Below are 24,299 nucleotides of genomic sequence, written 5' to 3'. Positions count from 1 at the left end.
TTATTCAGGTACGTTTCATGCGTGTATTCACCTGCGATCAATTAAGTCAGGCAGCCAGTGAACAGGGAGGAAAACTGCATTTCGGCCAGGAGTTGCCGAGCGACCAGCCGGTGTTGGCTGGCTGGCAGCGGATTCAGTCCTTGGGTAATGGTCTGGTGCTGTATCTGAGTCAGAGTGAAGACCTGATCGACGCTTTTAGTCAGAATTTGCTGTCACCGGGTATTACTGCCGCGTTTCTGCTTCAGGGACAAGCGGATGTGAGTCTGGCAGGTCAGCGTCTGCGTTTCGACGCCCATTCCGCCCGCCAGCGCGCAATGCTGGTTAATCTGACGGATAGCGATCAGTTTCAGCGTCATTGGCAGGCAGGCCGACGGGAAACCAAGATCTGCCTGAGTTTCAGCCCAATTTGGTTCGAACGGTTTGCCAACGATAGTGGTCTGTGCAGCAGTAGCTTGCTGCAGTTCAGGCGTGCGCACTGGCAAAGCCTGTCCTGGCAACCCGCTCCAGATGTCCTGCAACGTGCTTGCCGATTGGCTTTCGACGATCGGTCTCCGGTTTCGCTTATCCAGCGTTTGCAATGCGAGAGTTTCGCACTGGATCTGGCGACGGACATTTTACGAAGTATTGATGCATCGCCCCAGCAAAAGCGTTTTGGTGCTCATCTTGAATGCTGTTTGGTACGCTTGAAGGACTGGTTGGATAGCGGCGAAGCCGATCGCCTGAGTATCGGCCAGATGGCTAAGGCGTTGGGGACTAATCCGGTTGATTTGCAGAATGGTTTTCGCACCCGTAACGGTATCACTATTGCTGCCTACCTGCGTAAGAATCGGCTGGAACGTGCCTATCAGGCGCTCCACCGACATGCCGTGTCTGTGGATGAAGCTGCTGTGTTGGCGTGCTATGAACATGTCAGTAGTTTCAGCGCCGCGTTTAAGAAGCAGTATGGATTCCCGCCTTCACAGGTCAGATAGGGTAGGGGGCAACCATCATCAGGTTGGGCAGCTCTCTATCTTCAATTTTTTTCATTTTTATTTCGATAATAAATAAAAACAGGCGAGCCTTGCAGACTGACGTTACGTGCGTCTTGCATTTTCGCGTTAACGCAGACGATATAGTCTCATTTGCAAAACAGATGCAACAGATAATATTTGGTGGATTTACTTCAGAGGGGAATCACTTTGCGGAAGTGGTGGGTCGTGCAGGATTCGAACCTGCGACCAATTGATTAAAAGTCAACTGCTCTACCGACTGAGCTAACGACCCGCAGAAGTGGTGGGTGATGACGGGATCGAACCGCCGACCCCCTCCTTGTAAGGGAGGTGCTCTCCCAGCTGAGCTAATCACCCACTTCTGAACTACATTTACTTCAACTTCTAATAAGAAGACCAGCTGGTAGAGATTGGTGGGTGATGACGGGATCGAACCGCCGACCCCCTCCTTGTAAGGGAGGTGCTCTCCCAGCTGAGCTAATCACCCAATCTCAAATCTTCTTACTCTACACAGCGAGACACTTTTCACTAAAACATCGTAAAGAGTGGTGGGTGATGACGGGATCGAACCGCCGACCCCCTCCTTGTAAGGGAGGTGCTCTCCCAGCTGAGCTAATCACCCCCGCTGTGTGGAGTCGCATTATAGGGATCCTTGAATGTGAGTCAACGCTTTTTAAAACTAAAATGATTGTTCGTTGCAAAATTAGTCAAGACGTCGTATTTATCGCCGTTGGTGCTGCATCCTTGCGCAATTCAGCCTGTTATCTTGCTATCGCTAGCAGAATAAAAGCATGTGCGGCATGTTACGGCGTTGAGGAATCGAAGCAGAGTGATAGAATGTTGCCCACTTTTGTTCTCTGAGCTTATGTCGGTCTATGCCGACAGCCGTTGCGTAATAAGGCTGTAATCCCAAATGAAAATCAAAACCCGTTTCGCCCCTAGCCCTACTGGCTATCTCCACGTCGGCGGCGCTCGTACCGCACTGTATTCTTGGCTGTTTGCCCGTCATCATGACGGCGAGTTCGTGCTGCGTATTGAAGATACCGATCTGGAGCGTTCAACTCAGGACGCGATTGATGCCATTATGGATGGTATGAACTGGCTGAGCCTGAACTGGGATGAAGGCCCTTACTACCAGACTAAACGTTTTGACCGCTACAACGCCGTAATCGATCAGATGCTGGAAAACGGCACAGCCTATAAGTGCTACTGTTCAAAAGAGCGTCTGGAAGCGCTGCGCGAGCAGCAGATGGAAAATGGTGATAAGCCACGTTACGACGGCTGTTGCCGTGGTTCTCACGAACATCATGCTGATAATGAGCCGCACGTCGTGCGTTTCCTCAACCCGCAGGAAGGCTCAGTCATCTTCAATGACCGTATTCGCGGGCCGATCGAATTCAGCAATCAGGAGCTCGATGACCTGATTATTCGTCGTACTGACGGTTCACCGACCTACAATTTCTGTGTCGTTATCGATGACTGGGATATGGAAATCACGCACGTTATTCGTGGTGAAGACCATATCAACAACACGCCGCGCCAGATCAATATCCTGAAAGCGCTGGGCGCACCGGTGCCGGAATATGCGCACGTGTCGATGATCTTGGGCGACGACGGTAAGAAATTGTCCAAGCGTCACGGCGCTGTGGGTGTAATGCAATACCGCGATGACGGCTATCTGCCGGAAGCACTGCTGAACTATCTGGTGCGTTTAGGCTGGTCGTCTGGCGATCAGGAAATCTTCTCTATAGATGAGATGAAATCGCTGTTCTCGCTGGATGCCGTCAACAAATCGGCGAGCGCTTTCAATACTGAGAAGCTGCAATGGTTGAACCATCACTATATTAACCATTTACCCGCAGAATATGTGGCGACGCATCTGTCATGGCATATCGAGCAGGCTGGAATTGATACCCGCACCGGGCCGCAGCTGAGCGAACTGGTTGGCTTGCTGGGCGAGCGTTGCAAGACGCTGAAAGAAATGGCGGATTCTTGCCGCTATTTCTATGAAGATTTTGCTGAGTTTGATGCCGATGCTGCCAAGAAACACCTGCGTCCGGTTGCCCGTCAGCCGCTTGAGCTGGTACGTGATAAGCTGGCAGCGATTACAAGCTGGACGCCGGAGAATATTCATCATGCCATTCAGGGCACGGCGGATGAACTGGGTCAGGGCATGGGTAAAGTCGGTATGCCGCTGCGCGTTGCGGTAACCGGCGCGGGTCAGTCTCCGGGCGTTGATGTGACTGTGCATGCGATTGGTCAACAGCGTTCGCTAGCGCGCATTGATAAAGCATTGGCGTTCATTGCTGAGCGTGAAGCGCAGCAGTGATCCCTACTGCATGAGTACACAAGAAGCCCTGGCTAAATGCTGGGGCTTCTTATTTTATGACTTAGGGGATTATTGACCGGCGATAGCAACCGCTTTACCGATGGCATCGGGGATCACGTCGCCGTGCCCTTTACCAGGGAACAGAATAAAGTCGGCTTTTGTGCCTTGTTCGTTGAGCTGTGCGACCAGTGCTGTTGCTCTTTCCACCATTTTTCTTTGGCTGAGACGCTCTGCCCGTTTTTCATCAACGGGTTTACCCGCCTGCGTTTTGGCTGGCTCATCTTCATTTGCCCCTGCCGTGACGGTAATTGATGGTGGCGGTGTAGCGAGCAGCGGCGTTCTTGCCGGAATCACAACGCCATTTCCCCACCAGATAGACGGGCTTGCAGCAACATAGCGCTGGAAAGATTCAGTGTGGTTAAAAAGCGTATAGAGCGTAAACAGACCGCCGAAAGAGTGACCAGCCAGCGTTTGTTTTTGCTTATTCACGGCGTAGTTCGCTTCAACCCAGGGTTTTACCTTGGACTGTAGGAATTGATAAAACGCTTCGGCTTCGCCGCCTGCGGCAAAATCTGGGTCGGTGAGCGTTGTCGGCGGCGTGTAGTCACGTGTTCTGGCAGGGACATCGTAAGGCTTATCGATCGGATAACCGACGGCGACAATCAACGGTGCCGCACCATTTTTGGCGTTATAGCGGTTTACGGCAACGGGAAACTGAGCGTTGCCATCCAGCATGTACAGAACTGGGTAACCACCTTCAGGTGCCGGTTGGCGGGGAAGTGCGATGAAAAGCCGATAGGCATGCTGTGCATCGCTTTTCATCTCAACTTGCCTGATCTCAAATTGAGCTTTTGCTTGTTCGGTCATATCAGGAATAGTGGGTTGTGCTCGAACAGGCAACAGGCCAGAAGCAGATACCATCAGAGAAAATACAATCATAGGAACATAGCGCATGTGATGGGGCTTATATAGGAGGCAGAAGCGTAACGTGAATCGATGATAATAAATCGCGTTATCGTTAGCAGCTTTTTATTGTGCGAATAATGATATGACATCGAAATTGCCGCCTGTTTTTTCTTACCTTTGGCGTCTTTTTCAGCGGTTAATCGGATAACCGGATTTAGCCGTTGACACTGCGAATCGGGTTTCATATTATGCGACGCGTTCGCACAGTACTTACTTTCACGGTGATGCTGTAAGATACGGGGCTATAGCTCAGCTGGGAGAGCGCTTGCATGGCATGCAAGAGGTCAGCGGTTCGATCCCGCTTAGCTCCACCAAACACTCCCTCTGTTTGGTTGATTATCATGAACATTCCACACGTTGTGGGGCTATAGCTCAGCTGGGAGAGCGCTTGCATGGCATGCAAGAGGTCAGCGGTTCGATCCCGCTTAGCTCCACCAAATCATCGCATTACTTCTTATTTCATTCCGTTTTTTTCGATTCATCCGTATTCAATCAACGTCTTTCGTTTGCTTAATACTTTTCGATTCCTTGTAACTCATTATTTGTAAGGGATTCTTTGTAAACCATTCTTTGTAAACGACAGTTGGCTGCCTTCGTTTTTGAAGACAACCAAACCGTTATCGATTAAGCCTCTTCTGGGAGCCTTGGCGTCCAGTCTATGGGCGACAGCCCCTGCTGTTCCAAAAGCTGATTAGCCTGCGAAAAATGCTTACAGCCCAAGAAACCGCGGTGTGCGGACAGTGGGGAAGGGTGCGGCGATTTCAGAACATGGTGGCGCTGCTGATCAATGATGTTGCCTTTTTTCTGTGCATGCGAGCCCCACAGGAGAAAGACCAGACCTTCCCGCTGTTCATTCAATGCCGTGATGACGCGGTCAGTAAACGTTTCCCAGCCTAAATTAGCATGCGAGTGCGCCTGTCCGGCTTCAACGGTTAATACTGTGTTGAGCAGCAAAACGCCTTGCTCCGCCCAGCTTTGTAGAAAACCATGCCGTGGAATTTCAAACCCAGGGATGTCGCTCGCCAATTCTTTATAAATATTACCCAGAGAAGGCGGAGCGGGTACGCCCGGACGTACCGAGAATGACAGTCCGTGCGCCTGATTTGGGCCGTGATAGGGATCTTGTCCCAGAATGACGACTTTGACCTGATGCAGTTCGGTAAAGCGGAACGCGTTGAAAACATCCTTCTGCGGAGGATAGATAGTCTTACCCGCTGCACGCTCTTTCCCAACGAATTCAAGGGTATTAATGAAGTAAGGCTGCTGCTTTTCTTGGGCCAGCACGTCATGCCAGGTGAGAGAGGTCGCCATCATGCACTCTTTTTTTACAGGTTGAATGGTGTTGCGGGTAGCTTACCGATCTATCGTGCAGAGGTAAAACCGTAACCGTTGTTGTCGTAATGAAAACGCCTTTTTTTGAAAAAAAATTGAAAATTTACAAAAATATTTGCAATTTAGTGTCTTGGTAAAATTGATATAAAACAATAAATTGCCTTCATGCAGTTAAGTGATGAGGTTTTAAAATTGATTTAAGTCAAGGATGTCCAGCTATCAGGCTGGTATATAAGAGGGCAGATACAAACGGTTTTATACGATCGTTACGAAATTCGTCAATTTTTACCGATAACGATGTTAACTAAATCAGTTTTAACTAAGACAATAACACGCCGTTTTACGGAGGCAATTATGGTTACTGGTATTCAAATCACCAAGGCTAACGACAGCGCGCTGATCAATTCTTTCTGGTTGCTGGATGAAGAAAAATCACAGGCGCGTTGCGTGTGTGCTAAATCGGGTTATAGCGAAGATCAAATCGTTCCAGTGAGCGAACTGGGTCAGATCGAGTATCGTGAAATTCCGCTGGAAATCAAACCTGAAGTGCGTGTGGAAGGCGGTCAACACCTGAACGTAAACGTTCTGCGCCGTGAGACGCTGGAAGATGCCGTTAAACATCCGGAAAACTATCCGCAGCTGACTATCCGTGTATCTGGCTACGCTGTGCGTTTCAACTCACTGACGCCAGAACAGCAGCGCGACGTTATCGCTCGTACTTTTACCGCAAGCCTGTAATTTGTTACTCAAGTCTTAACAAAAAAGGGAGCCGAGGCTCCCTTTTTTACATCTCTATTTTATACCCGTCATACTTCAAGTTGCATGTGCGTTGGCTGCGTTCACTCACCCGAATCACTTACTTGAGTAAGCTCATCGGGATTCACTCGCTTGCCGCCTTCCTGAAACTCGAATTATTTAGTGTATATAACGTCTTATATCGACACTGTTATTCGGCAGAGGGTTCGTCGGTTTTCTGCGTTGGTTGACGACGCTTACCAATATTTTTAGCATCGCGATGACGAACTTTTACCTTAACTTTTTCTTTTTCCTTCTCTTTTTTCTCTTGTCGCTTAGCCAGCACTTTTTTCGACGGTTTTCCCGTCGTTTTGGCGCTTGGTGCTTTAGTCACTGGGCGGAGTTCTTCAATGACGCGCGGTTTTAGCGGTTCATTCAAGTAGCGACTGATTTTTCCCAGAAGCAGATGGTCGTGCGCTTCGACGAAAGAGATAGCACAGCCTTTACGACCGGCGCGACCAGTACGGCCGATACGGTGTAGATAGGTGTCCGATGTGCGCGGCAAATCGAAGTTAAATACGTGGCTGACATCGTTAATATCAATACCGCGTGCCGCGATATCAGTTGCCACTAGCACGTTGACGCGCCCGTCGCTCAGACGTTTGATCGCCTCATTACGTTTGGCCTGCACCATTTCGCCTTCGAGATAGCAGGAGTTAATGCCCGCTTCACGCAGCCAGGCAACCAGCTCATGCACACGCTCACGCTTGCGTACAAAGACGATAGAACGCGTCACGTCCGGCTGTTTTAACTGGTGGCAGAGCAGCGCCGTTTTGTGTTTGAGATCGTCAGCGCGGTAATACCATTGCAGAATTTTTTTACGTTCCCGACGCGATGGATCGGATTCGATTTCAACGGGATCGTTGAGCAGGCGCTCGGCGAAATCTTTGATCGCGTCCCCTTCCAGCGTCGCAGAAAACAGCAGCGTTTGCTTGCGCCAGCGGGTTTCTCCGGCGATGTGTTCAATATCCTGAGCGAAGCCCATGTCCAGCATTCTGTCTGCTTCATCCAGAATCAGCGTTTCTACCGCGCGGCAGTCGAAGTTTTCTTCTTTAATGTATTGCAGCAGACGGCCCGTCGTCGCGACGACGATATCCTGATTTTCACTGAAGACTTCTGCGTGGTTCATGTAGGCCACGCCGCCGGTGATCGTGGCGATATCCAGGTGCGTATGCGCTGCAAACGCGCGCGCCTGATCGGCCACCTGCATGGCGAGTTCACGGGTTGGCGTGAGGATCAGAATACGAGGTGGACCCGATTTTTTACGAGGGAAATCGATAAGATGCTGCAAAACCGGCAGCAGATAGGCGGCGGTTTTACCTGTTCCTGTTGGCGCGGAGCCCAGTACGTCGCGGCCTTCCATCGCCGGAGGGATCGCCTCAGCCTGAATCACGGTCGGGCGCTCGTAGCCCATGTCGCGCAGGGCGTCTAACAGGCTTTCATCAAGATCAAGCTCGGAAAAATTGGTTACAGTCATGGTCTACCTCTATTTGGGGCGCCGATTATAGACGGATTGGCCGGTTTCTTCACCTGTTTAAGCAGACATCGGCACTTTTCCTGTACTGATGTTTCACCTATGCTACTGCGGTTTGCGTTTGGAATCTTATTTTCATGAGTCATCAGGCTGATAATAAACTGACACTGCGTCGGGATGGATTTACCTTCAAGCAATGCTTTGTGGCGCACGATCGCTGTGCCATGAAGGTGGGGACCGATGGCATTTTGCTGGGTGCCTGGACGCCGGTGTCTTCAGCCACGCGGATTCTAGATATCGGCAGCGGCTCCGGTCTTCTCGCGCTAATGCTGGCGCAACGTTCTGAACCGCATGTTCAGATTGATGCCGTCGAACTGGATAGCGCCGCCAGCGATCAGGCGAAAGAAAACGTTGCCGCCTCGCCATGGGCTGACAGAATCACGGTGTATGCTGAGGATATTGTCAGTTTTGCTGATACGCGAGCCGCCGACTATTCGTTGATTATCAGTAATCCGCCTTATTTCCAGCCGGGGATCGCGTGCGGATCGGTTCAGCGCGATCAGGCTCGCTATACCACGCTGTTAACTCATGAAGCGCTGTTGCGTTGTGCCCATCAACTGCTGATGCCTGAAGGGCTTTTCTGCGTGGTGCTGCCGGTTCAGGTTGCGGAGAGCTTTATTCCACTGGCGCAGCAGCACCATTGGCACGTTCACCAGCAACTGCACGTATCGGAGCAGGAAGAGAAACCTGCGCATCGCGTTTTGCTGGCGCTGTCTCGTCAGGAAAGGGAATGTCTGAGTTCCTCATTGGCCATTCGTGATGCAGAAAGGCGCTATTCGACGGATTTCCAGCGGCTGACAAAAGATTTTTATCTCTTTATGTAGAAGGCAGACGCCTTGTAGCGGCGTCTGCCTTTTCTAAGCGAACGACTTTTCTATGCGTTACGGCACCAGAATGGTGGGGGTCGGGGTCTCGAACTGCTCTGGGTAGTCCAGTGTGTAATGTAGTCCGCGGCTTTCTTTTCTTTCCAGCGCACAGCGGACGATGAGTTCGGCGACCTGCACCAGATTACGCAGCTCCAGCAAATTGTTGGAAATACGGAAGTGGGCGTAGTACTCATTGATTTCCTGCTGAAGCAGTTGGATGCGGCGTTGTGCCCGCTCCAGTCGCTTAGTCGTTCGCACGATCCCAACGTAGTCCCACATAAACAGGCGCAACTCGTGCCAGTTATGCTGGATCACCACCTGTTCGTCGGAGTTGTCGACCTGGCTTTCATCCCAATCCGGTAATTTTTTCACTGCTTTGATTTGCGGTAAGCGCTGCAAAATGTCCTCAGCGGCTGACCAGCCGTAAACCAGACATTCAAGTAATGAGTTGGAGGCCATGCGGTTTGCGCCATGCAATCCGGTGTAACTGACTTCGCCAATCGCATACAGGCCGTCAAGATCGGTGCGACCATGCTGATCGACCAGCACGCCGCCGCACGTGTAGTGTGCCGCGGGTACGATCGGTATCGGCTCACGCGTCAGATCGATACCGAGAGACTGGAGCTTTTCATCGATGGTGGGGAAGTGCTGTTTGATGAATGCTTCGGGCTTGTGGCTGATATCGAGATACATACAGTCTGCGCCAAGCCGTTTCATCTCATGGTCAATCGCCCGGGCGACGACGTCGCGCGGAGCCAGTTCGCCTCTTTCGTCGAAATCGGGCATAAAACGTGTGCCGTCAGGACGTTTAAGGTACGCGCCTTCACCGCGCAGCGCTTCCGTTAGCAGGAAGTTTCGTGCCTGTGGGTGGAACAGGCAGGTCGGGTGAAACTGGTTGAACTCCAGATTTGCCACGCGGCAACCCGCACGCCAGGCCATAGCGATGCCATCACCAGAGGAAATATCGGGATTCGTGGTGTATTGATACACTTTGGATGCGCCGCCAGTCGCCAGAACCACCGTTTTCGCCCGGCAGGATTCTACGCGTTCCCGTTCACGGTTCCATATATAGGCACCGATAATGCGGCGTGTGCCGGGCAGACCCAGCTTATTCGAGGTAATCAAATCGACGGCGTTGCAGCGTTCCATAATCCGAATATTCGGATGAGATAGCGCTTTCTGCACCAAAGTGTTTTCCACTTCTTTGCCCGTTGCATCCGCCGCGTGCAGAATTCGACGATGGCTGTGCCCGCCTTCCCGCGTGAGATGATAACGTTCTTCGCCGCTGGTGCTGGTTTCGGTATCGAACAGCACGCCTTGTTCGATCAGCCATTGCACGCAGTGTTTGGCATTGCTGGCGATAAACTCAACGGCTTCCCGTTCGCACAGGCCATCGCCAGCGATCAGGGTATCTTCGATATGGGAGTCAATCGTGTCCGTTTCATCGAAAACGGCGGCGATGCCGCCCTGAGCATAAAACGTTGCGCCTTCGTTGAGTGGGCCTTTGCTTAATACCGTCACGTTGGCTTGTGAAGCCAGACGCAGCGCCAGTGAAAGCCCGGCGGCACCGCTGCCAATGATTAAAACATCACAGACGTATTCAGTGGTCGTTTGCATGGTCGTGTCGTGGGTGCAAAAAGAAGAGGAAATCCGATGGTAGCACCCAATGGTTGATTGCTGTATTGGTTTTTAGCCCCATTTCTACGCTATAAATAAGCGAAGAGTAGGGCATGCTGAATCGTGCGCATACCCCAGATTTATCGTATCATCCTCGGAGAAGCGCAGAGCCTCAGATGAAGACCATTTTTGATGAAGACAATGTTTGATAAAGACAATGTGTGATGAAGAGAATGCGTCATGATACGCATCGTAAAGACGAGTAACGGCGCTAAGCAAAAGAAAAATGATGACTCGGAACTTTATTGGATGTCTTGGTTCTAATGAGGAGCTTGCTCTAAATATGACTTATATAGCTGGCAGTACTATTTTACGCGTGGAGAACGGTTTGAGTAGAGATTACCTCGGATGAGCGAGCAACTGGCAGATCAGGTTCTGGTCGAGCGAGTCCAAAAAGGCGATCAAAAATCGTTTAACTTGTTGGTCGTTCGTTATCAGCATAAGGTAGCGAGCCTGGTATCGCGGTATGTTCCCCAAGGGGACGTGCCGGACGTGGTTCAGGAATCGTTTATTAAAGCCTATCGCGCGTTAGAATCATTCCGCGGCGATAGCGCGTTTTATACGTGGCTGTATCGTATCGCTGTGAATACGGCCAAGAATTATCTGGTAGCTCAGGGACGCCGCCCGCCCTCCAGCGACATTGATGCCAATGACGCGGAAAACTATGAAAATGCGGGTGCACTGAAAGAAATATCGAACCCTGAGAATTTAATGTTGTCAGAGGAATTACGAAGCATTGTTTTCCGCACTATTGAGTCTTTACCGGAAGATTTGCGTTTAGCGATTACGCTGCGTGAGTTGGACGGTTTAAGCTACGAAGAGATCGCCGTGATTATGGATTGTCCCGTCGGCACTGTTCGTTCTCGTATTTTCCGGGCGCGGGAAGCGATTGATAATAAAGTACAACCGCTTATTCAGCGCTAGCGAGCGTTTTCAGCTATCCGCATGACTAATGATGGATTTGACAAGGTAAGGGTGTCGGTATGCAGAAAGAGAAACTTTCCGCTTTAATGGATGGCGAAGCAGTAGATTCCGAACTGTTAGGTTCACTGTCTCGGGATGACGCGTTGCAGCAAAGTTGGCAAAGTTATCATCTGATTCGTGATGTGATGCGTGGTGATGTGAGTGAAAACGTGATTCACCTGGACATCGCTTCTCGTGTTGCCGCTGCAATCGAAAAAGAACCTGTTCGTCTGGTTCCACAAGCGCAGCCTGAATCTCAGCCACAACCTGTCGAGTGGACGAAGATGCCTTTCTGGCACAAAATCCGCCCGTGGGGCAGCCAGCTGACGCAAGTCGGTGTGGCCGCCTGCGTCTCTTTAGCGGTGATTGTCGGCGTACAAAATTACCAGCAGGGTAATGCTTCTGAACATGTTGTGGAATCCGGCGTGTTCAGCACCTTACCCGCAATGGGCACCGCCTCTCCAGTGAGTCTGGGCGTGCCGTCAGAAAATGTTGCCCCTAACAGCGGTCAACAGAAATCCGATATGCAGCGCAATCGCCTTAACGCCATTTTGCAGGACTACGAATTACAGCGCCGGCTGCATGCCGAGCACGCTCTGCCGCAGGACGATCAGCAAGCGGCAATTCAAGTTCCCGGTACTCAATCATTAGGAACACAGCCCCGGTAATGAAGCGTGTTTGGTCCGCCGCCTGTTTTCTGATTGGCAGTCTGTTTTATTCTACTTTCGCCCCGGCTCAGAATGTTGAGCCGGGAGCGTTGCTGCAACAGATGAATGCCGCTATTCGTTCTCAGAATTACGAAATTTCCTTTATTAACATTACCCTGCAAGGGTTCGAGTCGGTACGGTATCGCCATGCTGTGGTGAACAACCGTGCCTTGGCGCAGTTGCTGTTTATGGACGGGCCGCGACGCGAGATCGTGCAGCGTGGTAATGAAGTCAGCTATTTCGATCCTGGTTTTGAGCCATTTACGCTCACCAGCGACCATATCGTTGACTCTCTCCCTTCTCTGGTGTTCGCTGATTTCCAGAAACTCTCGCCCTATTATGATTTTGTTCCCGCTGATGGGCGGGTGCGTATTGCCGATCGCCTGGCATCGGGCATTCGGGTTATCTCACGCGATGGTACACGCTACAGCTATACGGTGTGGATTGATGCGGACTCGAAACTTCCACTGCGCATTGATTTACAGGATCGCAATGGCGATAAACGGCTCGAGCAATTCTTAACGACATCACTGATTGTTGACGATGATGTGGTGAACGTGATGCGTCCGCTGGAAGGGATCAAACTTCCTCCTGCACTACCCGCGCCTGCTGCGGAAAAAGGTGATTTTACCTGGGTGCCGGAATGGCTGCCTGCCGGGATGAAAGAGCTGTCGCACAACAAAAAGGTATTGCCAGGTTCGTCCATTCCGATTGAAACACGTCTGTATAGCGATGGCTTATTCAGCTTTTCGATTAACATTAGCCCGTCTTCTGACGTGAGCGAGGAACAATCTGTGCTCACGGGGCGGCGCTCTATTCACACTGTCATGAAAAGCAACCGAGAGATTACCGTCGTTGGCGATATTCCGCCTTCTACGGCGAAACGCGTGGCTGACAGCATTATTTTGAAGGCGCAACCGTGATTAAAGAGTGGGCAACAGTCGTGTCATGGCAGGATGGCATCGCAGAGCTGCGGTGTGAGCCAAGTTCGGGCTGCGGCACCTGTAAATCCCGCTCGTCGTGTGGAACCGGTTTATTAAGTCAGCTTGGGCTCTCTGCTGAAAATACGCTGTACGTTCCTTACGATCGGCCTTTAGAAGTGGGACAAAAGGTTGAATTGGGCATTTCTGAGGGGCGACTGCTGTTCTCCGCTGCTCTGGTTTATTTCGTTCCGCTGGTTGGGCTACTGCTCGGTGCGGCGATCTGCCAAACGTTATTCGGCACCGATCTGGCCGCTGTTATTGGCGCGCTGCTAGGCGGTGGCGTGGCGTTTATCGGCGTGAAGCGCTGGGCGAAGCAGTTGGGTAAAAATAAGCGTTATGAGCCCGTTATCCTGCAAATCGCACTGCCGGGCACTCTCTTACAAAATTGATCTGTTTACCTGAGCGTAAACGGCGCGCGGTGCGGAAACATTGCTTACTGGTTTGTTATCTTTCGACATCGATGTTTGCCACGTAATGACACTTTACTTCCTGCTTTCCTCTTGTTGTTCTGCTATTCCAAATAAAACCGTCATAATCAAGGGGAATGCACCGGACATGACTAGGTTTTCACGCCTCTCGCATGTAGAATGCTGCGATTCAGGTGGAATAACATCGCTGCTGTTTTCACCTATGCGCATGCCCATCGGCAAGAATTTCAGGAATATCAAGGTAGAAAAATTTTTATAATGAAGCATATACGAAATTTCTCCATTATTGCCCATATCGACCACGGTAAATCAACGTTATCTGACCGTATTATCCAGATTTGCGGCGGTTTAACCGAGCGTGAAATGGCTGCGCAGGTTCTGGATTCCATGGATCTGGAACGTGAACGCGGAATAACGATTAAAGCGCAAAGCGTCACGCTGGATTATAAAGCGCAGGACGGCCAAACCTACCAGTTAAACTTCATCGATACGCCTGGGCACGTTGACTTCTCTTATGAAGTTTCCCGTTCGCTCGCCGCCTGTGAAGGCGCGCTGCTTGTCGTTGACGCTGGGCAGGGTGTTGAAGCTCAAACGCTGGCTAACTGCTATACCGCGCTGGATATGAATCTGGAAGTGGTGCCGGTTCTGAATAAGATCGACCTGCCTGCTGCCGATCCGGATCGTGTTGCTCAGGAAATTGAAGACATCGTCGGCATTGATGCCACCGATGCTGTGCGCTGCTCTGCAAAAACGGGGATTGGTGTGCCGGATGTTTTGGAGCGTCTGGTACGTGATATTCCGCCGCCGGAAGGCAGCCCTGATGAACCGCTGCAGGCGCTGATTATCGATTCCTGGTTTGATAACTACCTTGGCGTTGTGTCGCTGGTACGTATCAAAAACGGCACGATGCGTAAAGGCGATAAAATTAAGGTGATGAGCACGGGGCAGGTTTATAACGCCGACCGTCTCGGTATTTTTACGCCGAAGCAGATCGACCGCGACGTATTGAACTGCGGCGAAGTAGGCTGGTTGGTGTGCGCCATCAAAGATATTTTGGGTGCCCCAGTAGGGGATACGCTGACTCTGGCGCGTCATCCGGCTGAAAAAGCGTTACCGGGCTTCAAGAAAGTCAAACCTCAGGTCTACGCTGGCCTGTTCCCGATTAGCTCCGACGACTATGAAGCATTCCGTGATGCGTTAGGCAAACTGAGCCTCAATGATGCCTCGCTGTTCTATGAACCAGAAAGTTCTACCGCGTTGGGCTTTGGTTTCCGCTGTGGCTTCCTGGGTCTGCTGCACATGGAGATCATTCAGGAGCGTCTGGAGCGTGAGTACGATCTGGAGCTGATCACTACGGCTCCGACGGTAGTGTATGAAGTAGAAACTACGGCTAAAGAAACCATTTATGTTGATAGCCCGTCTAAACTGCCGCCGCTGAACAATATTCAGGAACTGCGCGAACCGATTGCCGAGTGTCACATGCTGATGCCTCAGGAATATTTGGGTAACGTTATTACACTGTGTATTGAGAAACGTGGCGTGCAGACGAACATGGTGTACCACGGTAATCAGGTTGCGTTGACGTATGAGATCCCGATGGCCGAAGTGGTACTCGATTTCTTCGATCGCCTGAAATCAACGTCTCGTGGTTATGCCTCGCTGGATTATGGCTTCAAGCGTTTCCAGGCATCAGACATGGTGCGCGTTGATGTATTAATCAACAACGAACGTGTTGATGCATTGGCTCTGATTACTCACCGTGATAATTCACAATATCGTGGCCGTGAATTCGTCGAAAAGATGAAAGAACTGATTCCACGTCAGCAGTTTGATATCGCGATTCAGGCCGCAATTGGTAACCACATTATTGCGCGCTCTACGGTTAAGCAATTGCGTAAAAACGTACTGGCCAAGTGTTATGGTGGCGACGTCAGCCGTAAGAAGAAACTGTTGCAGAAACAGAAAGATGGTAAGAAACGTATGAAGCAGGTCGGTAACGTCGAACTGCCGCAAGAGGCGTTTCTGGCAATTCTGCACGTCGGCAAAGACAGTAAATAAATTCTGAGGAGTTGGCATGGCCAATATGTTTGCCGTAATTCTGGCATTGGTGACGCTGGTCACGGGGATTGTCTGGTGTTTAGAGCGTTTCGTCTGGGCACCCGCTCGCCGGAAGAAATTTGCTGCGATGAGCGGCGCCGATCTGGCTGACGGCGCGGTTTCATCGAAAGCGATTCAACAACCAGGTTGGATTGAGACGATAGCGTCCGTTTTCCCGGTCGTGGCCTTGGTATTGGTTGTGCGCTCCTTCATTTATGAGCCGTTTCAAATTCCATCGGGTTCGATGATGCCGACGCTGTTGATCGGTGATTTTATTCTGGTAGAGAAATTTGCTTACGGTATTAAAGAACCCTTCACGCAAAAAACGCTGATCGAAACCGGTCATCCGAAGCGTGGCGACGTGGTGGTATTTAAATATCCATCCGATCCTAAGGTAGACTTCATCAAACGCGTGGTTGGCGTACCGGGCGATCGCGTGAGCTATAATCCGATCACCAAGCAGGTGACGATTCGTCCATCCTGTCAGGGGCAGCAGGCGTGTAATACCGCACTGGCGGTCACATACAGTAACGTGCAGCCTAGCGATTTTGTTCAGACCTTCAACCAGCCAGGACTGGAGTCGCGTAGCGGTTTTTATGAGGTACCTGTCAATGACAACAGCGTGGAAGGCACCCGTATGGGCGCGCGCAAAGAGTCATTAGGCAATGTAACGCATAATATTCTCTTGGTACCGGGCCAGCAGGATCAGCTTGGTGGTTATTACCAGCAATCGCAGCAGCAGCTTGCGACATGGGTTGTCCCTGCAGGGCACTACTTCATGATGGGCGATAACCGCGACAACAGTCTCGATAGCCGCTATTGGGGCTTTGTACCAGAGAGAAATCTGGTCGGTAAAGCCACCGCTATCTGGATGAGCTTTGAGAAGCAGGAAGGTGAATGGCCTACCGGTGTACGTTTGAGTCGCATCGGTGCTATCCACTAATCAAGGTAAGCATTAATCCAGGTAAGCATTAACCGAAATAAGATACAGGCAGCATTCTGATGCTGTCCGTTGTAGAATATTTTCTGTAACGCTCTTTTTGAAAGAACATGCCCTAAGTAGTACGAGTTGCAGGACAACACGTTAGCGTTTTAATCACGCTAACGCACAGGCAACGCGAAGTATGACGGGCAGAAAGGCAGGCTCCCTTATGGGAGCCAATGCAAACGAAACAGTTTTGACCGAATTGGTAAGCAGGGCTGTTCCGTATGCTGCTGTTTTTGACGCATCGTTGATCTATTGGTAACACATGAATCCCATCCTGATAAATCGTTTACAAAGAAAGCTGGGCTATACTTTTCAGCAGTACGAGCTTTTGTTACAGGCGTTGACGCACCGTAGCGCCAGCAGCAAACATAATGAAAGACTCGAATTCCTGGGTGACTCCATCCTGAGTTTTGTGATCGCTAATGCACTGTATCATCGTTTTCCCAAGGTTGATGAAGGGGACATGAGTCGGATGCGAGCGACGCTGGTGCGAGGAAATACGCTGGCGGAAATCGCGCGTGAATTCGAACTGGGGGAGTGCTTACGCCTCGGTCCCGGTGAATTAAAGAGCGGTGGTTTCCGTCGAGAATCGATCCTGGCTGATACGGTCGAAGCGCTGATTGGCGGTATTTTCCTCGACAGCGATATTCAGACCATCGAACGTTTGATCCTGAACTGGTATCAGACGCGTCTGGATGAAATCAGTCCCGGCGATAAGCAAAAAGATCCGAAAACGCGGTTGCAGGAATTTCTGCAAGGGCGTCACTTACCTCTACCGACCTATCTGGTGGTGCAGGTTCGTGGGGAAGCACACGATCAGGAATTTACTATCCACTGTCAGGTGAGCGGCTTTAGCGAGTCGGTCATTGGTACAGGATCGAGCCGTCGTAAAGCCGAACAGGCTGCGGCTGAACAAGCGTTGAAAAAACTGGAGCTTGAATGAGCCGAAGTACAGACACACTGCGGTTTTGTCGCGATTGTTGGTCGACCAAACGTCGGTAAATCGACGTTACTGAATCAATTACTGGGGCAGAAGATTTCTATTACGTCACGTAAGCCCCAGACGACGCGGCACCGCATCATGGGTATTCACACTGAAGGGCCTTATCAGGCTATTTATGTGGATACGCCGGGATTGCACATTGAAGAAAAACGGGCGATTAACCGCCTGATGAACCGTGCTGCCAGCAGTTCAATCGGTGACGTTGAGCTGATCATTTTCGTTGTTGAAGGTACACACTGGAACGACGACGATGAGATGGTATTGAACAAGCTGCGCGATCAGAAACTCCCTGTGCTATTGGCGATCAATAAAGTCGATAACGTCACGGATAAAACCAAGCTGCTGCCGCATATCCAGTTCCTTAGCCAACAGATGGACTTCCTTGATGTTGTTCCAATCTCGGCTGAGAAGGGCACGAATGTCGATACGATTGCCAGCATTGTGCGCAAACACTTACCGCAGGCAACGCACCACTTCCCGGAAGATTACATCACCGATCGCTCACAGCGCTTTATGGCGTCGGAAATTATCCGTGAAAAACTGATGCGCTTCCTGGGTGAAGAATTGCCGTATTCCGTGACGGTTGAAATCGAGCGTTTCGTGACGAACGAGCGCGGCGGTTATGACATCAACGGCCTGATTCTGGTTGAGCGTGAAGGCCAGAAGAAGATGGTCATTGGCAACAAAGGTGCCAAAATTAAAACCATTGGTATTGAATCTCGTCAAGATATGGAAGAGATGTTCGAAGCCAAGGTGCACCTTGAGCTGTGGGTCAAAGTGAAATCCGGTTGGGCAGATGACGAACGTGCCCTGCGCAGCCTGGGTTATAGCGAAGACCTGTAAGGTTCACGCCGATGGAAGGCTGGCAGCGCTCATTTGTCTTGCATGGGCGACCTTATAGCGAAACCAGCTTATTGCTGGATCTGTTTAGCGAAAGCGATGGTCGAGTTCGCGTGCTTGCCAAAGGCGCGCGAGCCCGACGCTCTAGCCTGAAAGGCTGTTTACAGCCTTTCACTCCGCTGCTGGTGCGCTGGAGTGGGCGGGGAGAAGTGAAAACATTACGCAGCGCTGAGCCTGTCTCGCTCGCGCTACCACTGACTGGCTCGATGCTTTATAGCGGTTTATACGTTAACGAACTGCTGTCTCGCGTGCTGGAACATGAAACCAATTACTCCGCTCTTTTCTTCGATTATCTCCACTGTTTACAGCATCTTGCTGCACAGGATGCCTCTCCCGAGCCAGCATTAAGACGCTTTGAATTAGCGCTATTGGGCTATCTGGGATACGGCGTTGATTTCCTGCATTGTGCCGGTAGCGGTGAGCCCGTGGCCGATACCATGACTTATCAGTATCGAGAGGAAAGGGGATTTATTGCCAGCCTGGTTGTCGATAATAAAAGTTTTACCGGGCATGAATTACGTTCGCTGGCGTCGCGTGAATTTCCTGATGTCGGCACATTGAAGGCGGCAAAGCGTTTCACCCGTATCGCGTTAAAGCCGTATCTGGGCGGAAAACCGCTGAAAAGTCGTGAACTGTTCCGCCAGTTTGTTCCTGCTGCTAATTTGTCCAAACCCGCATCTTCTGATAAATAATCCCGCCTCCTCAGTACCCTGACGCTGTGACATCGGTGTAAACTGCCACGTATCGTGCATGACTTTACCGAGGATTTATCATGGCTGAACTGCTGCTTGGCGTTAACATCGATCACATTGCAACGCTGCGTAATGCGCGTGGAACGGCGTATCCCGATCCCGTTCAGGCGGCTTTTGTCGCTGAGCAGGCGGGGGCGGATGGCATCACCGTGCATTTGCGTGAAGATCGTCGCCATATCACGGATCGTGATGTGCGGATCCTGAGAGAAACGCTCCAAACCCGTATGAATCTGGAAATGGCTGTCACGGAAGAAATGCTGAACATCGCCTGCGAAGTGAAGCCGCATTTTTGCTGTCTGGTACCGGAAAAACGCCAGGAAGTGACAACTGAGGGCGGGCTGGATGTCGCAGGGCAGCAGGAAAAGATCGATAACGCAGTAGCCAGACTTAGCCAGGCTAACATCCTGGTTTCACTCTTCATTGATGCGGATAAGCGGCAAATTGATGCTGCCGTAGCTAGCGGTGCACCTTATATCGAAATCCATACCGGGGCGTATGCCGATGCGCCAGATGACGATGCACGCCAACATGAGTTCGAGCGCATTCGTGATGCAGCGACTTACGCTGCGGCGAAGGGGCTTAAAGTCAATGCCGGACATGGTCTGACGTACCACAACGTTCTGCCGATTGCCGCCTTGCCAGAAATGCACGAATTGAATATTGGGCATGCGATTATCGGGCGTGCGGTGATGAGCGGCCTGAAGGATGCCGTTGCCGAAATGAAGAATCTGATGCGAGAAGCGCGCCGCTGATGGCGATTCTTGGGCTCGGAACGGATATTGTCGAAATCGCCCGTATTGACGCGGTGATTGAACGTTCAGGCGAGCGATTGGCTCGCCGCATTCTGACGGATGCCGAATGGATGCATTATCAGCAGCATCAGCAGCCTGTTCGTTTCCTCGCCAAGCGCTTTGCCGTGAAAGAAGCCGCAGCAAAAGCCTTTGGTACCGGAATCCGTAACGGGCTCGCGTTCAACCAGTTTGAGGTTTTTAATGACGAACTGGGTAAACCTTGCCTGCGGTTTTTTGCTAAAGCGGCAGAGCTGGCTGAACAGATGGGCGTCAGACACGTCCATGTGACGCTGGCTGACGAAAGACGCTATGCCTGTGCGACGGTGATTATTGAAAGCTGATCGTCCGTAAACGGATGCTTAAATCCTGTCGGCATGGTGCATGAGCACGTATTTTTCCCACAACTGCTCATTGCCTTCAACATGGTTTGGATCTTTGATGATCGTGTTGTCGATCGGACAGACTTTCTGACACGTAGGGGTGTCGTAGTGGCCTACGCATCTCGGTACAGAGGGTGGTGTCAATTTCATAAATGTCCATGCCCATGGAAATAGCCTGATTAGGACACTCGGGCTCACACATGTCACAGTTGATGCATTTATGGGTGATGAGTAACGCCATGATGTTCTTCTACCTTACAAACAGGGCGCAGATTATACCCGTTGATGCTCGTTTAAACACGCGTAACTGTCATTCATGAAGAATATACTGGCAAATCGGTTTCTCCTGTCCTCAATGTGTCTTTCTTCCGAGGCTGTTTACTGAGACTTTCGCGTGTTTTCTGAGGTCTTCAGCATGCAACCCATTGGCAGCATAAATAGTGAGGTTACAGGGTAAAATTACCACCTGTTCGTTAAATTGGTTTTATACCCATCCTTTAAACTGTATGAATCAGCCAGTGCGACTGTGTTTCTTGGGTTTTAATTTATTGATTTACAATTTAAATAAATTTAGTTGTGATATTGAACCACTTATTTTTGTAATATCATGGACATTGATTTAATCGGTATTGCCGATGAAGTTTGCATCTGGAGAGTCGATGACGGTGCATGTCCGTATGATATAATTTTATAACTAATAGTGTCAGTTTAATGGCGGAACTCATAGTGCAGCAGGAAGGTCATCTTAATCAGGTTGGGGCAGGATTTTTCCAACAGGGGGACGCAGAGCCATTAGGCGCTGATTACTGGCACCAATGCCAACGGCGGTATACTTTTCAGCCCATTTACCGAACATCAGGTAAATTAATGGCTATTGAGCTACTGACTTCCGTTTTTTCTCCTACCCTGCCACAAAAGTTCATCTCTCCTGAAAAATACTTCGCGAATATCGATGTTGAAACCCGTCTGTTAATTATTGTAGAACAACTGCAACTTTTATCTCAGTGGAGTTTTCGATTTACTCGCGACGATCTTTTTGCCTCTGTCAATATTGATGGTATGACGCTACTCGCGTTGCAAAATAGTCTGGAAGCCAAACGTCTGATCGCGGCAATGCCCTGGATTCGTTTTGAAATGGTCGAAAATCAGGGAGGGCTGCCAAAAGAAATCTTAACCAAGCTCCCTGAAGCGCAAACACTGTGGCTGGATGATTTCGGCTGCGGTATGGCGAATTTTTCATCACTCATGCTGGCTCAGTATGATTGCATCAAAGTGGCACGTGAGCTCTTCATTCTTCTGCAACAAAGTGGTGAAGGGAAAACCGTTTTCCCTGCGCTGATCGCTTTGCTATCGCGTTTTTGCAATTATGTGGTCATTGAGGGGATCGAAACAAAGGAAGAGTGGGCAATTGTTCAGGCATCGCATGCTTATGCTGCCCAAGGATACTACCTCTCGCGCCCTCAGCCGTTTGAGAATTTTGAGACGTTGAAGCTTGAACTTTAGGTGATAACCTGTTGTTTAGGCTATCACTTTACACAGTAGAGTACCGCTGTATGCCCATCCACGTTTTTCCTTCATATTAATTCATTATATTTCCTAATATTTCATCCCTGTGCAAAATATCGCCTATCTGACGAGCTGCCTTTCCCTTCTGATTCGCAAGGCATAATGCTGTATTTTGTTTTATTTTTGTTATTTAATTCTTGTTTTATTTGTTATGGCAGTGTTTAATTTCAATAAAATAAGAGGGAGGAGGACTACGGATTTTGCATCAAATTATGACATATATAATCAGACGTTTGCGTTAATGATTTTATTTTTTTCTTTTAATTATTTGATTTTTAATGGTAAAAAAATATAATGTTTACTGTTAACGATCAAAAATCACTTTGTGATAGATTTTGTTGATTAAAACAATGATACTTATTGGTATAATTGATTTGCTTACAAAAATTTGATGTTCAGAATATATCGCCATGTACCCTTAGGAATATTCTTTTATTCCATTAGAGAAGCTTATAACCCGAACAATTACTACTATTAAATTAAGATACTCTTTTGAATTTGTTGTTTTTATCTGCGCACAGTCATATGCGAGGGCTTTATGCTTACGTTGCTATGTTTCTAAACACTCCTGCTTCATGGAGCGTTTTTTCTTTCATCCTTTCTGCTCTCCGGAAATGCACCCATCCTGAAAATCTACGGGGTAGGGGCTTGTTACCGGGATTTTTCGTCATCAGCGTTGTGATTTGTACGATCAGGACCACTCGGGCCTGAGGAGAGTGTTATTGTGTATGAAATTATAATAACCCTACTGTTGCTATTGTTATTGTTTTCTTCTGTGAAAAATAGAAAAATTAAACAAAAGTTTAAAACTGAGCAGAAAAAACAAGACTTCCTCAACATGACTTTTTTTGCGATGGAATATAGCCCTGCCTCAATTATGATCGCAGATGAGAATTGTGAAATTATTTACGTCAATCGCCAGTTTATTACCATGTCTGGCTATATGCCGGATGAAGTTATTGGCAAAAAAACGAATATATTAAACTCCGGCATGACCAACGCCAGCGTCTATGAAGATCTGTGGGCTACCATAAATAAAGGTAATGTTTGGAGCGGTGAGTTTGTTAACCGGCGTAAAGATGGGCAGTTGTATTGGGAAAAGGCCAATATCGTTAAAATATATAATAAGGCGAGTAACACGACCCAGTACGTCGGCATTAAGTTAGATATTACCGAGCGGAAATCGCAGGAACATCATGATAATTCATACAATCGTGCGTTGGAGCTGTTATCAAGCGGCGCGCCGCTGAAAGACATCCTGGATGCGATCATTTTCAGCGTTGAGGAAAAAAATCCTGGACGTATCGTTTGTTCTGTATTGCTCGTTGATAAAGAAAAGAAATGTTTGACGCTGGGCTCGGCGCCGAGCTTGCCAGGTTTTTATAAAAATGCCATTCACAACGTGAAAATTGCCGATGGTGTGGCTTCTTTTGGTACCGCGGCCCACACCGGAAAACGCGTAATCGCGGATGATATTTCCGTGCATCCGCATTGGTCTTTATATAAAGGGCTCGCATTATATGCCGGGCTGCGTTCCTGCTGGTCTGAACCTATCATTGGTCAGAACAAAGAAATACTAGGGGTTTTAAGCGTTTATCATCGTAAAGTGTATGTCCCGACTGAAGAGGAAATTTTCTCTATCGAGAAGTCGGCGCAGCTGATTGCGATCGCCATAGAACGATATCATGCCATTGATATGCTGCGGCGCAGCGAGGAACACTATCGGCAACTGGCGCACTATGATTCATTAACCTCACTGGCTAATGGCCTGACGTTTGCCGAACAAATGGAACAGGCAATTCTGCTATCCAAACAAACGGGTAGAAAAATCGCGCTGATGTTCCTGGATCTCGATAAATTTAAACAGATAAACGACTCGTTTGGGCATGCTGTTGGCGATTTGCTATTAAAAGAAGCGGCTGCGCGTATGCGTGGTGCGGTTCGGGATTCTGATACGGTCTATCGCCGTAGTGGTGATGAATTTATTATTCTGCTTCAGGGTATTAAGGAAATTGATAATACACTCTATGTTGCAGATAAAATCCATAATGCCTTGAATAAACCTTTTGAGATCAACGGGAAAAAGCTGGATATATCGTGCAGTATCGGTATTGCGCTGTATCCAGAACACGGCTCCGATTCTCTGACGCTGGCAATTAATGCTGATTCCGCCATGTATCAAGCTAAAGCCATGGGGCGCAGTCAAACTCAGATTTATCACAACATGAACGATCATTGATAAATGAAATAAAA

General features: G+C 49.5%; 22 protein-coding genes, 6 tRNA genes and 1 pseudogene. 19 read left to right on the top strand and 10 right to left on the bottom strand.

Going from position 1 to position 24,299, the window contains the following annotated elements; all coding sequences use genetic code 11:
• Positions 1 to 17 precede the first annotated feature (17 nt).
• Entirely contained in the window at positions 18 to 971 is a 954-nt protein-coding gene (locus tag HP572_RS14240; RefSeq protein ID WP_240583555.1) for an AraC family transcriptional regulator, read from the top strand.
• A gap of 216 nt (positions 972 to 1,187) precedes the next feature.
• Here the strand turns inward: HP572_RS14240 and HP572_RS14235 are convergent.
• From HP572_RS14235 to HP572_RS14220, 4 genes are all read right to left on the bottom strand, one after another.
• Positions 1,188 to 1,263 (bottom strand) — tRNA-Lys (locus HP572_RS14235).
• A gap of 7 nt (positions 1,264 to 1,270) precedes the next feature.
• Positions 1,271 to 1,346 (bottom strand) — tRNA-Val (locus HP572_RS14230).
• A gap of 54 nt (positions 1,347 to 1,400) precedes the next feature.
• Positions 1,401 to 1,476, bottom strand: a tRNA-Val gene (locus HP572_RS14225).
• Between the two features lie 59 nt (positions 1,477 to 1,535).
• Positions 1,536 to 1,611, bottom strand: a tRNA-Val gene (locus HP572_RS14220).
• Positions 1,612 to 1,902: 291 nt separating this feature from the next.
• Here HP572_RS14220 and gltX point away from each other — a divergent pair.
• Positions 1,903 to 3,318, top strand: a complete 1,416-nt coding sequence (gltX, locus tag HP572_RS14215) for a glutamate--tRNA ligase (protein WP_240583554.1) — start codon at positions 1,903 to 1,905, stop codon at positions 3,316 to 3,318.
• Positions 3,319 to 3,387: 69 nt separating this feature from the next.
• On the opposite strand, the gene HP572_RS14210 is transcribed toward gltX, so the two are convergent.
• Entirely contained in the window at positions 3,388 to 4,257 is an 870-nt protein-coding gene (locus HP572_RS14210; protein WP_240583553.1) for an alpha/beta hydrolase, read from the bottom strand.
• 265 nt (positions 4,258 to 4,522) lie between these two features.
• Between HP572_RS14210 and HP572_RS14205 the strand changes: the two genes are divergently transcribed.
• Both HP572_RS14205 and HP572_RS14200 read left to right on the top strand, forming a co-directional pair.
• Positions 4,523 to 4,598 (top strand) — tRNA-Ala (locus HP572_RS14205).
• Positions 4,599 to 4,645: 47 nt separating this feature from the next.
• Positions 4,646 to 4,721: transfer RNA gene (locus tag HP572_RS14200), tRNA-Ala, on the top strand.
• 187 nt (positions 4,722 to 4,908) lie between these two features.
• Here HP572_RS14200 and ung read toward each other — a convergent pair.
• Complete coding sequence (ung, locus tag HP572_RS14195; protein ID WP_240585760.1) at positions 4,909 to 5,595, bottom strand: uracil-DNA glycosylase; 687 nt, start codon at positions 5,593 to 5,595, stop codon at positions 4,909 to 4,911.
• Between the two features lie 375 nt (positions 5,596 to 5,970).
• Between ung and grcA the strand changes: the two genes are divergently transcribed.
• Positions 5,971 to 6,354, top strand: coding sequence for an autonomous glycyl radical cofactor GrcA (gene grcA, locus HP572_RS14190; protein WP_048257768.1), 384 nt, complete (start codon positions 5,971 to 5,973; stop codon positions 6,352 to 6,354).
• 208 nt (positions 6,355 to 6,562) lie between these two features.
• Here grcA and srmB read toward each other — a convergent pair whose 3' ends face one another.
• Positions 6,563 to 7,888 carry an ATP-dependent RNA helicase SrmB gene (srmB, locus tag HP572_RS14185; protein ID WP_240583552.1) on the bottom strand — a complete coding sequence of 442 codons (1,326 nt, stop codon included), beginning with the start codon at positions 7,886 to 7,888 and terminating at the stop codon, positions 6,563 to 6,565.
• 134 nt (positions 7,889 to 8,022) lie between these two features.
• Between srmB and HP572_RS14180 the strand changes: the two genes are divergently transcribed.
• The gene (locus HP572_RS14180) at positions 8,023 to 8,769 is read left to right on the top strand and encodes a tRNA1(Val) (adenine(37)-N6)-methyltransferase (RefSeq protein WP_240583551.1); all 747 of its coding nucleotides are present in this window, start codon (positions 8,023 to 8,025) and stop codon (positions 8,767 to 8,769) included.
• A gap of 57 nt (positions 8,770 to 8,826) precedes the next feature.
• Here the strand turns inward: HP572_RS14180 and nadB are convergent, their stop codons facing one another.
• Positions 8,827 to 10,428 (bottom strand): L-aspartate oxidase, encoded by a 1,602-nt coding sequence (gene nadB / locus HP572_RS14175; RefSeq protein WP_240583550.1) that lies wholly within the window; start codon positions 10,426 to 10,428, stop codon positions 8,827 to 8,829.
• A 408-nt stretch (positions 10,429 to 10,836) separates the two neighbouring features.
• Between nadB and rpoE the strand changes: the two genes are divergently transcribed.
• The 4 genes from rpoE to rseC are packed head-to-tail and all read left to right on the top strand — an operon-like array spanning position 10,837 to position 13,530.
• The gene (gene rpoE / locus HP572_RS14170; protein WP_005973561.1) at positions 10,837 to 11,412 is read left to right on the top strand and encodes an RNA polymerase sigma factor RpoE; all 576 of its coding nucleotides are present in this window, start codon (positions 10,837 to 10,839) and stop codon (positions 11,410 to 11,412) included.
• Positions 11,413 to 11,471: 59 nt separating this feature from the next.
• Positions 11,472 to 12,119, top strand: a complete 648-nt coding sequence (gene rseA / locus HP572_RS14165) for an anti-sigma-E factor RseA (RefSeq protein ID WP_205549324.1) — start codon at positions 11,472 to 11,474, stop codon at positions 12,117 to 12,119.
• A complete protein-coding gene (gene rseB / locus HP572_RS14160) occupies positions 12,119 to 13,081 on the top strand; it encodes a sigma-E factor regulatory protein RseB (RefSeq protein ID WP_240583549.1) in 963 nt (320 codons plus the stop codon). Before rseA ends, rseB begins: the two co-directional genes overlap by 1 nt.
• Positions 13,078 to 13,530 carry a SoxR-reducing system protein RseC gene (rseC, locus tag HP572_RS14155; RefSeq protein WP_010302503.1) on the top strand — a complete coding sequence of 151 codons (453 nt, stop codon included), beginning with the start codon at positions 13,078 to 13,080 and terminating at the stop codon, positions 13,528 to 13,530. The genes rseB and rseC overlap by 4 nt, the downstream gene beginning before the upstream one ends.
• 93 nt (positions 13,531 to 13,623) lie before the next feature.
• On the opposite strand, the gene HP572_RS14150 is transcribed toward rseC, so the two are convergent.
• Complete coding sequence (locus tag HP572_RS14150; protein ID WP_039284410.1) at positions 13,624 to 13,836, bottom strand: hypothetical protein; 213 nt, start codon at positions 13,834 to 13,836, stop codon at positions 13,624 to 13,626.
• Between HP572_RS14150 and lepA the strand changes: the two genes are divergently transcribed.
• From lepA to acpS, 7 genes are all read left to right on the top strand, one after another.
• Entirely contained in the window at positions 13,828 to 15,627 is a 1,800-nt protein-coding gene (gene lepA, locus HP572_RS14145) for a translation elongation factor 4 (protein ID WP_010280468.1), read from the top strand. The genes HP572_RS14150 and lepA overlap by 9 nt on opposite strands.
• Before the next feature lie 16 nt (positions 15,628 to 15,643).
• Positions 15,644 to 16,609 carry a signal peptidase I gene (lepB, locus tag HP572_RS14140; protein ID WP_205549320.1) on the top strand — a complete coding sequence of 322 codons (966 nt, stop codon included), beginning with the start codon at positions 15,644 to 15,646 and terminating at the stop codon, positions 16,607 to 16,609.
• A 307-nt stretch (positions 16,610 to 16,916) separates the two neighbouring features.
• Entirely contained in the window at positions 16,917 to 17,597 is a 681-nt protein-coding gene (gene rnc, locus HP572_RS14135; protein ID WP_010280465.1) for a ribonuclease III, read from the top strand.
• A gap of 33 nt (positions 17,598 to 17,630) precedes the next feature.
• The gene (gene era / locus HP572_RS14130; protein ID WP_240585759.1) at positions 17,631 to 18,500 is read left to right on the top strand and encodes a GTPase Era; all 870 of its coding nucleotides are present in this window, start codon (positions 17,631 to 17,633) and stop codon (positions 18,498 to 18,500) included.
• Positions 18,501 to 18,511: 11 nt separating this feature from the next.
• Positions 18,512 to 19,249, top strand: coding sequence for a DNA repair protein RecO (gene recO, locus HP572_RS14125; protein ID WP_240583548.1), 738 nt, complete (start codon positions 18,512 to 18,514; stop codon positions 19,247 to 19,249).
• Between the two features lie 80 nt (positions 19,250 to 19,329).
• Positions 19,330 to 20,061: a pyridoxine 5'-phosphate synthase gene (gene pdxJ, locus HP572_RS14120; protein ID WP_205549316.1), complete on the top strand. Its 732-nt coding sequence runs from the start codon at positions 19,330 to 19,332 to the stop codon at positions 20,059 to 20,061.
• A complete protein-coding gene (gene acpS / locus HP572_RS14115) occupies positions 20,061 to 20,441 on the top strand; it encodes a holo-ACP synthase (RefSeq protein WP_010280454.1) in 381 nt (126 codons plus the stop codon). Before pdxJ ends, acpS begins: the two co-directional genes overlap by 1 nt.
• Before the next feature lie 18 nt (positions 20,442 to 20,459).
• On the opposite strand, the pseudogene HP572_RS14110 reads toward acpS, so the two are convergent.
• Positions 20,460 to 20,721: pseudogene (locus tag HP572_RS14110) on the bottom strand (YfhL family 4Fe-4S dicluster ferredoxin).
• A gap of 470 nt (positions 20,722 to 21,191) precedes the next feature.
• Between HP572_RS14110 and pdeH the strand changes: the two are divergent.
• Together pdeH and HP572_RS14100 are read left to right on the top strand one after the other, a co-directional pair.
• Positions 21,192 to 21,983: a cyclic-guanylate-specific phosphodiesterase gene (gene pdeH, locus HP572_RS14105; RefSeq protein WP_139294560.1), complete on the top strand. Its 792-nt coding sequence runs from the start codon at positions 21,192 to 21,194 to the stop codon at positions 21,981 to 21,983.
• 787 nt (positions 21,984 to 22,770) lie between these two features.
• The gene (locus tag HP572_RS14100; protein ID WP_119874238.1) at positions 22,771 to 24,285 is read left to right on the top strand and encodes a bifunctional diguanylate cyclase/phosphodiesterase; all 1,515 of its coding nucleotides are present in this window, start codon (positions 22,771 to 22,773) and stop codon (positions 24,283 to 24,285) included.
• Positions 24,286 to 24,299 lie beyond the last annotated feature (14 nt).

This window comes from Pectobacterium sp. PL64 (assembly GCF_022477975.1).
GTDB lineage: Bacteria > Pseudomonadota > Gammaproteobacteria > Enterobacterales > Enterobacteriaceae > Pectobacterium > Pectobacterium jejuense.
Note: the sequence above shows the minus strand (reverse complement) of the source record. Positions and strands in the feature narration are given on the sequence as shown.

What these genes read in the sequence shown, in the direction of transcription:
- pdxJ (WP_205549316.1), top strand. Translation starts at nt 19,330, where the DNA reads ATGGCTGAACTGCTGCTTGGCGTTAACATCGATCACATTGCAACGCTG.
- lepA (WP_010280468.1), top strand. Translation starts at nt 13,828, where the DNA reads ATGAAGCATATACGAAATTTCTCCATTATTGCCCATATCGACCACGGT.
- pdeH (WP_139294560.1), top strand. Translation starts at nt 21,192, where the DNA reads ATGGCGGAACTCATAGTGCAGCAGGAAGGTCATCTTAATCAGGTTGGG.
- ung (WP_240585760.1), bottom strand. Translation starts at nt 5,595, where the DNA reads ATGGCGACCTCTCTCACCTGGCATGACGTGCTGGCCCAAGAAAAGCAG.
- lepB (WP_205549320.1), top strand. Translation starts at nt 15,644, where the DNA reads ATGGCCAATATGTTTGCCGTAATTCTGGCATTGGTGACGCTGGTCACG.
- grcA (WP_048257768.1), top strand. Translation starts at nt 5,971, where the DNA reads ATGGTTACTGGTATTCAAATCACCAAGGCTAACGACAGCGCGCTGATC.
- rpoE (WP_005973561.1), top strand. Translation starts at nt 10,837, where the DNA reads ATGAGCGAGCAACTGGCAGATCAGGTTCTGGTCGAGCGAGTCCAAAAA.
- acpS (WP_010280454.1), top strand. Translation starts at nt 20,061, where the DNA reads ATGGCGATTCTTGGGCTCGGAACGGATATTGTCGAAATCGCCCGTATT.
- HP572_RS14210 (WP_240583553.1), bottom strand. Translation starts at nt 4,257, where the DNA reads ATGATTGTATTTTCTCTGATGGTATCTGCTTCTGGCCTGTTGCCTGTT.
- HP572_RS14240 (WP_240583555.1), top strand. Translation starts at nt 18, where the DNA reads ATGCGTGTATTCACCTGCGATCAATTAAGTCAGGCAGCCAGTGAACAG.
- gltX (WP_240583554.1), top strand. Translation starts at nt 1,903, where the DNA reads ATGAAAATCAAAACCCGTTTCGCCCCTAGCCCTACTGGCTATCTCCAC.
- HP572_RS14180 (WP_240583551.1), top strand. Translation starts at nt 8,023, where the DNA reads ATGAGTCATCAGGCTGATAATAAACTGACACTGCGTCGGGATGGATTT.
- recO (WP_240583548.1), top strand. Translation starts at nt 18,512, where the DNA reads ATGGAAGGCTGGCAGCGCTCATTTGTCTTGCATGGGCGACCTTATAGC.
- rseA (WP_205549324.1), top strand. Translation starts at nt 11,472, where the DNA reads ATGCAGAAAGAGAAACTTTCCGCTTTAATGGATGGCGAAGCAGTAGAT.
- nadB (WP_240583550.1), bottom strand. Translation starts at nt 10,428, where the DNA reads ATGCAAACGACCACTGAATACGTCTGTGATGTTTTAATCATTGGCAGC.
- rnc (WP_010280465.1), top strand. Translation starts at nt 16,917, where the DNA reads ATGAATCCCATCCTGATAAATCGTTTACAAAGAAAGCTGGGCTATACT.
- HP572_RS14150 (WP_039284410.1), bottom strand. Translation starts at nt 13,836, where the DNA reads ATGCTTCATTATAAAAATTTTTCTACCTTGATATTCCTGAAATTCTTG.
- srmB (WP_240583552.1), bottom strand. Translation starts at nt 7,888, where the DNA reads ATGACTGTAACCAATTTTTCCGAGCTTGATCTTGATGAAAGCCTGTTA.
- rseB (WP_240583549.1), top strand. Translation starts at nt 12,119, where the DNA reads ATGAAGCGTGTTTGGTCCGCCGCCTGTTTTCTGATTGGCAGTCTGTTT.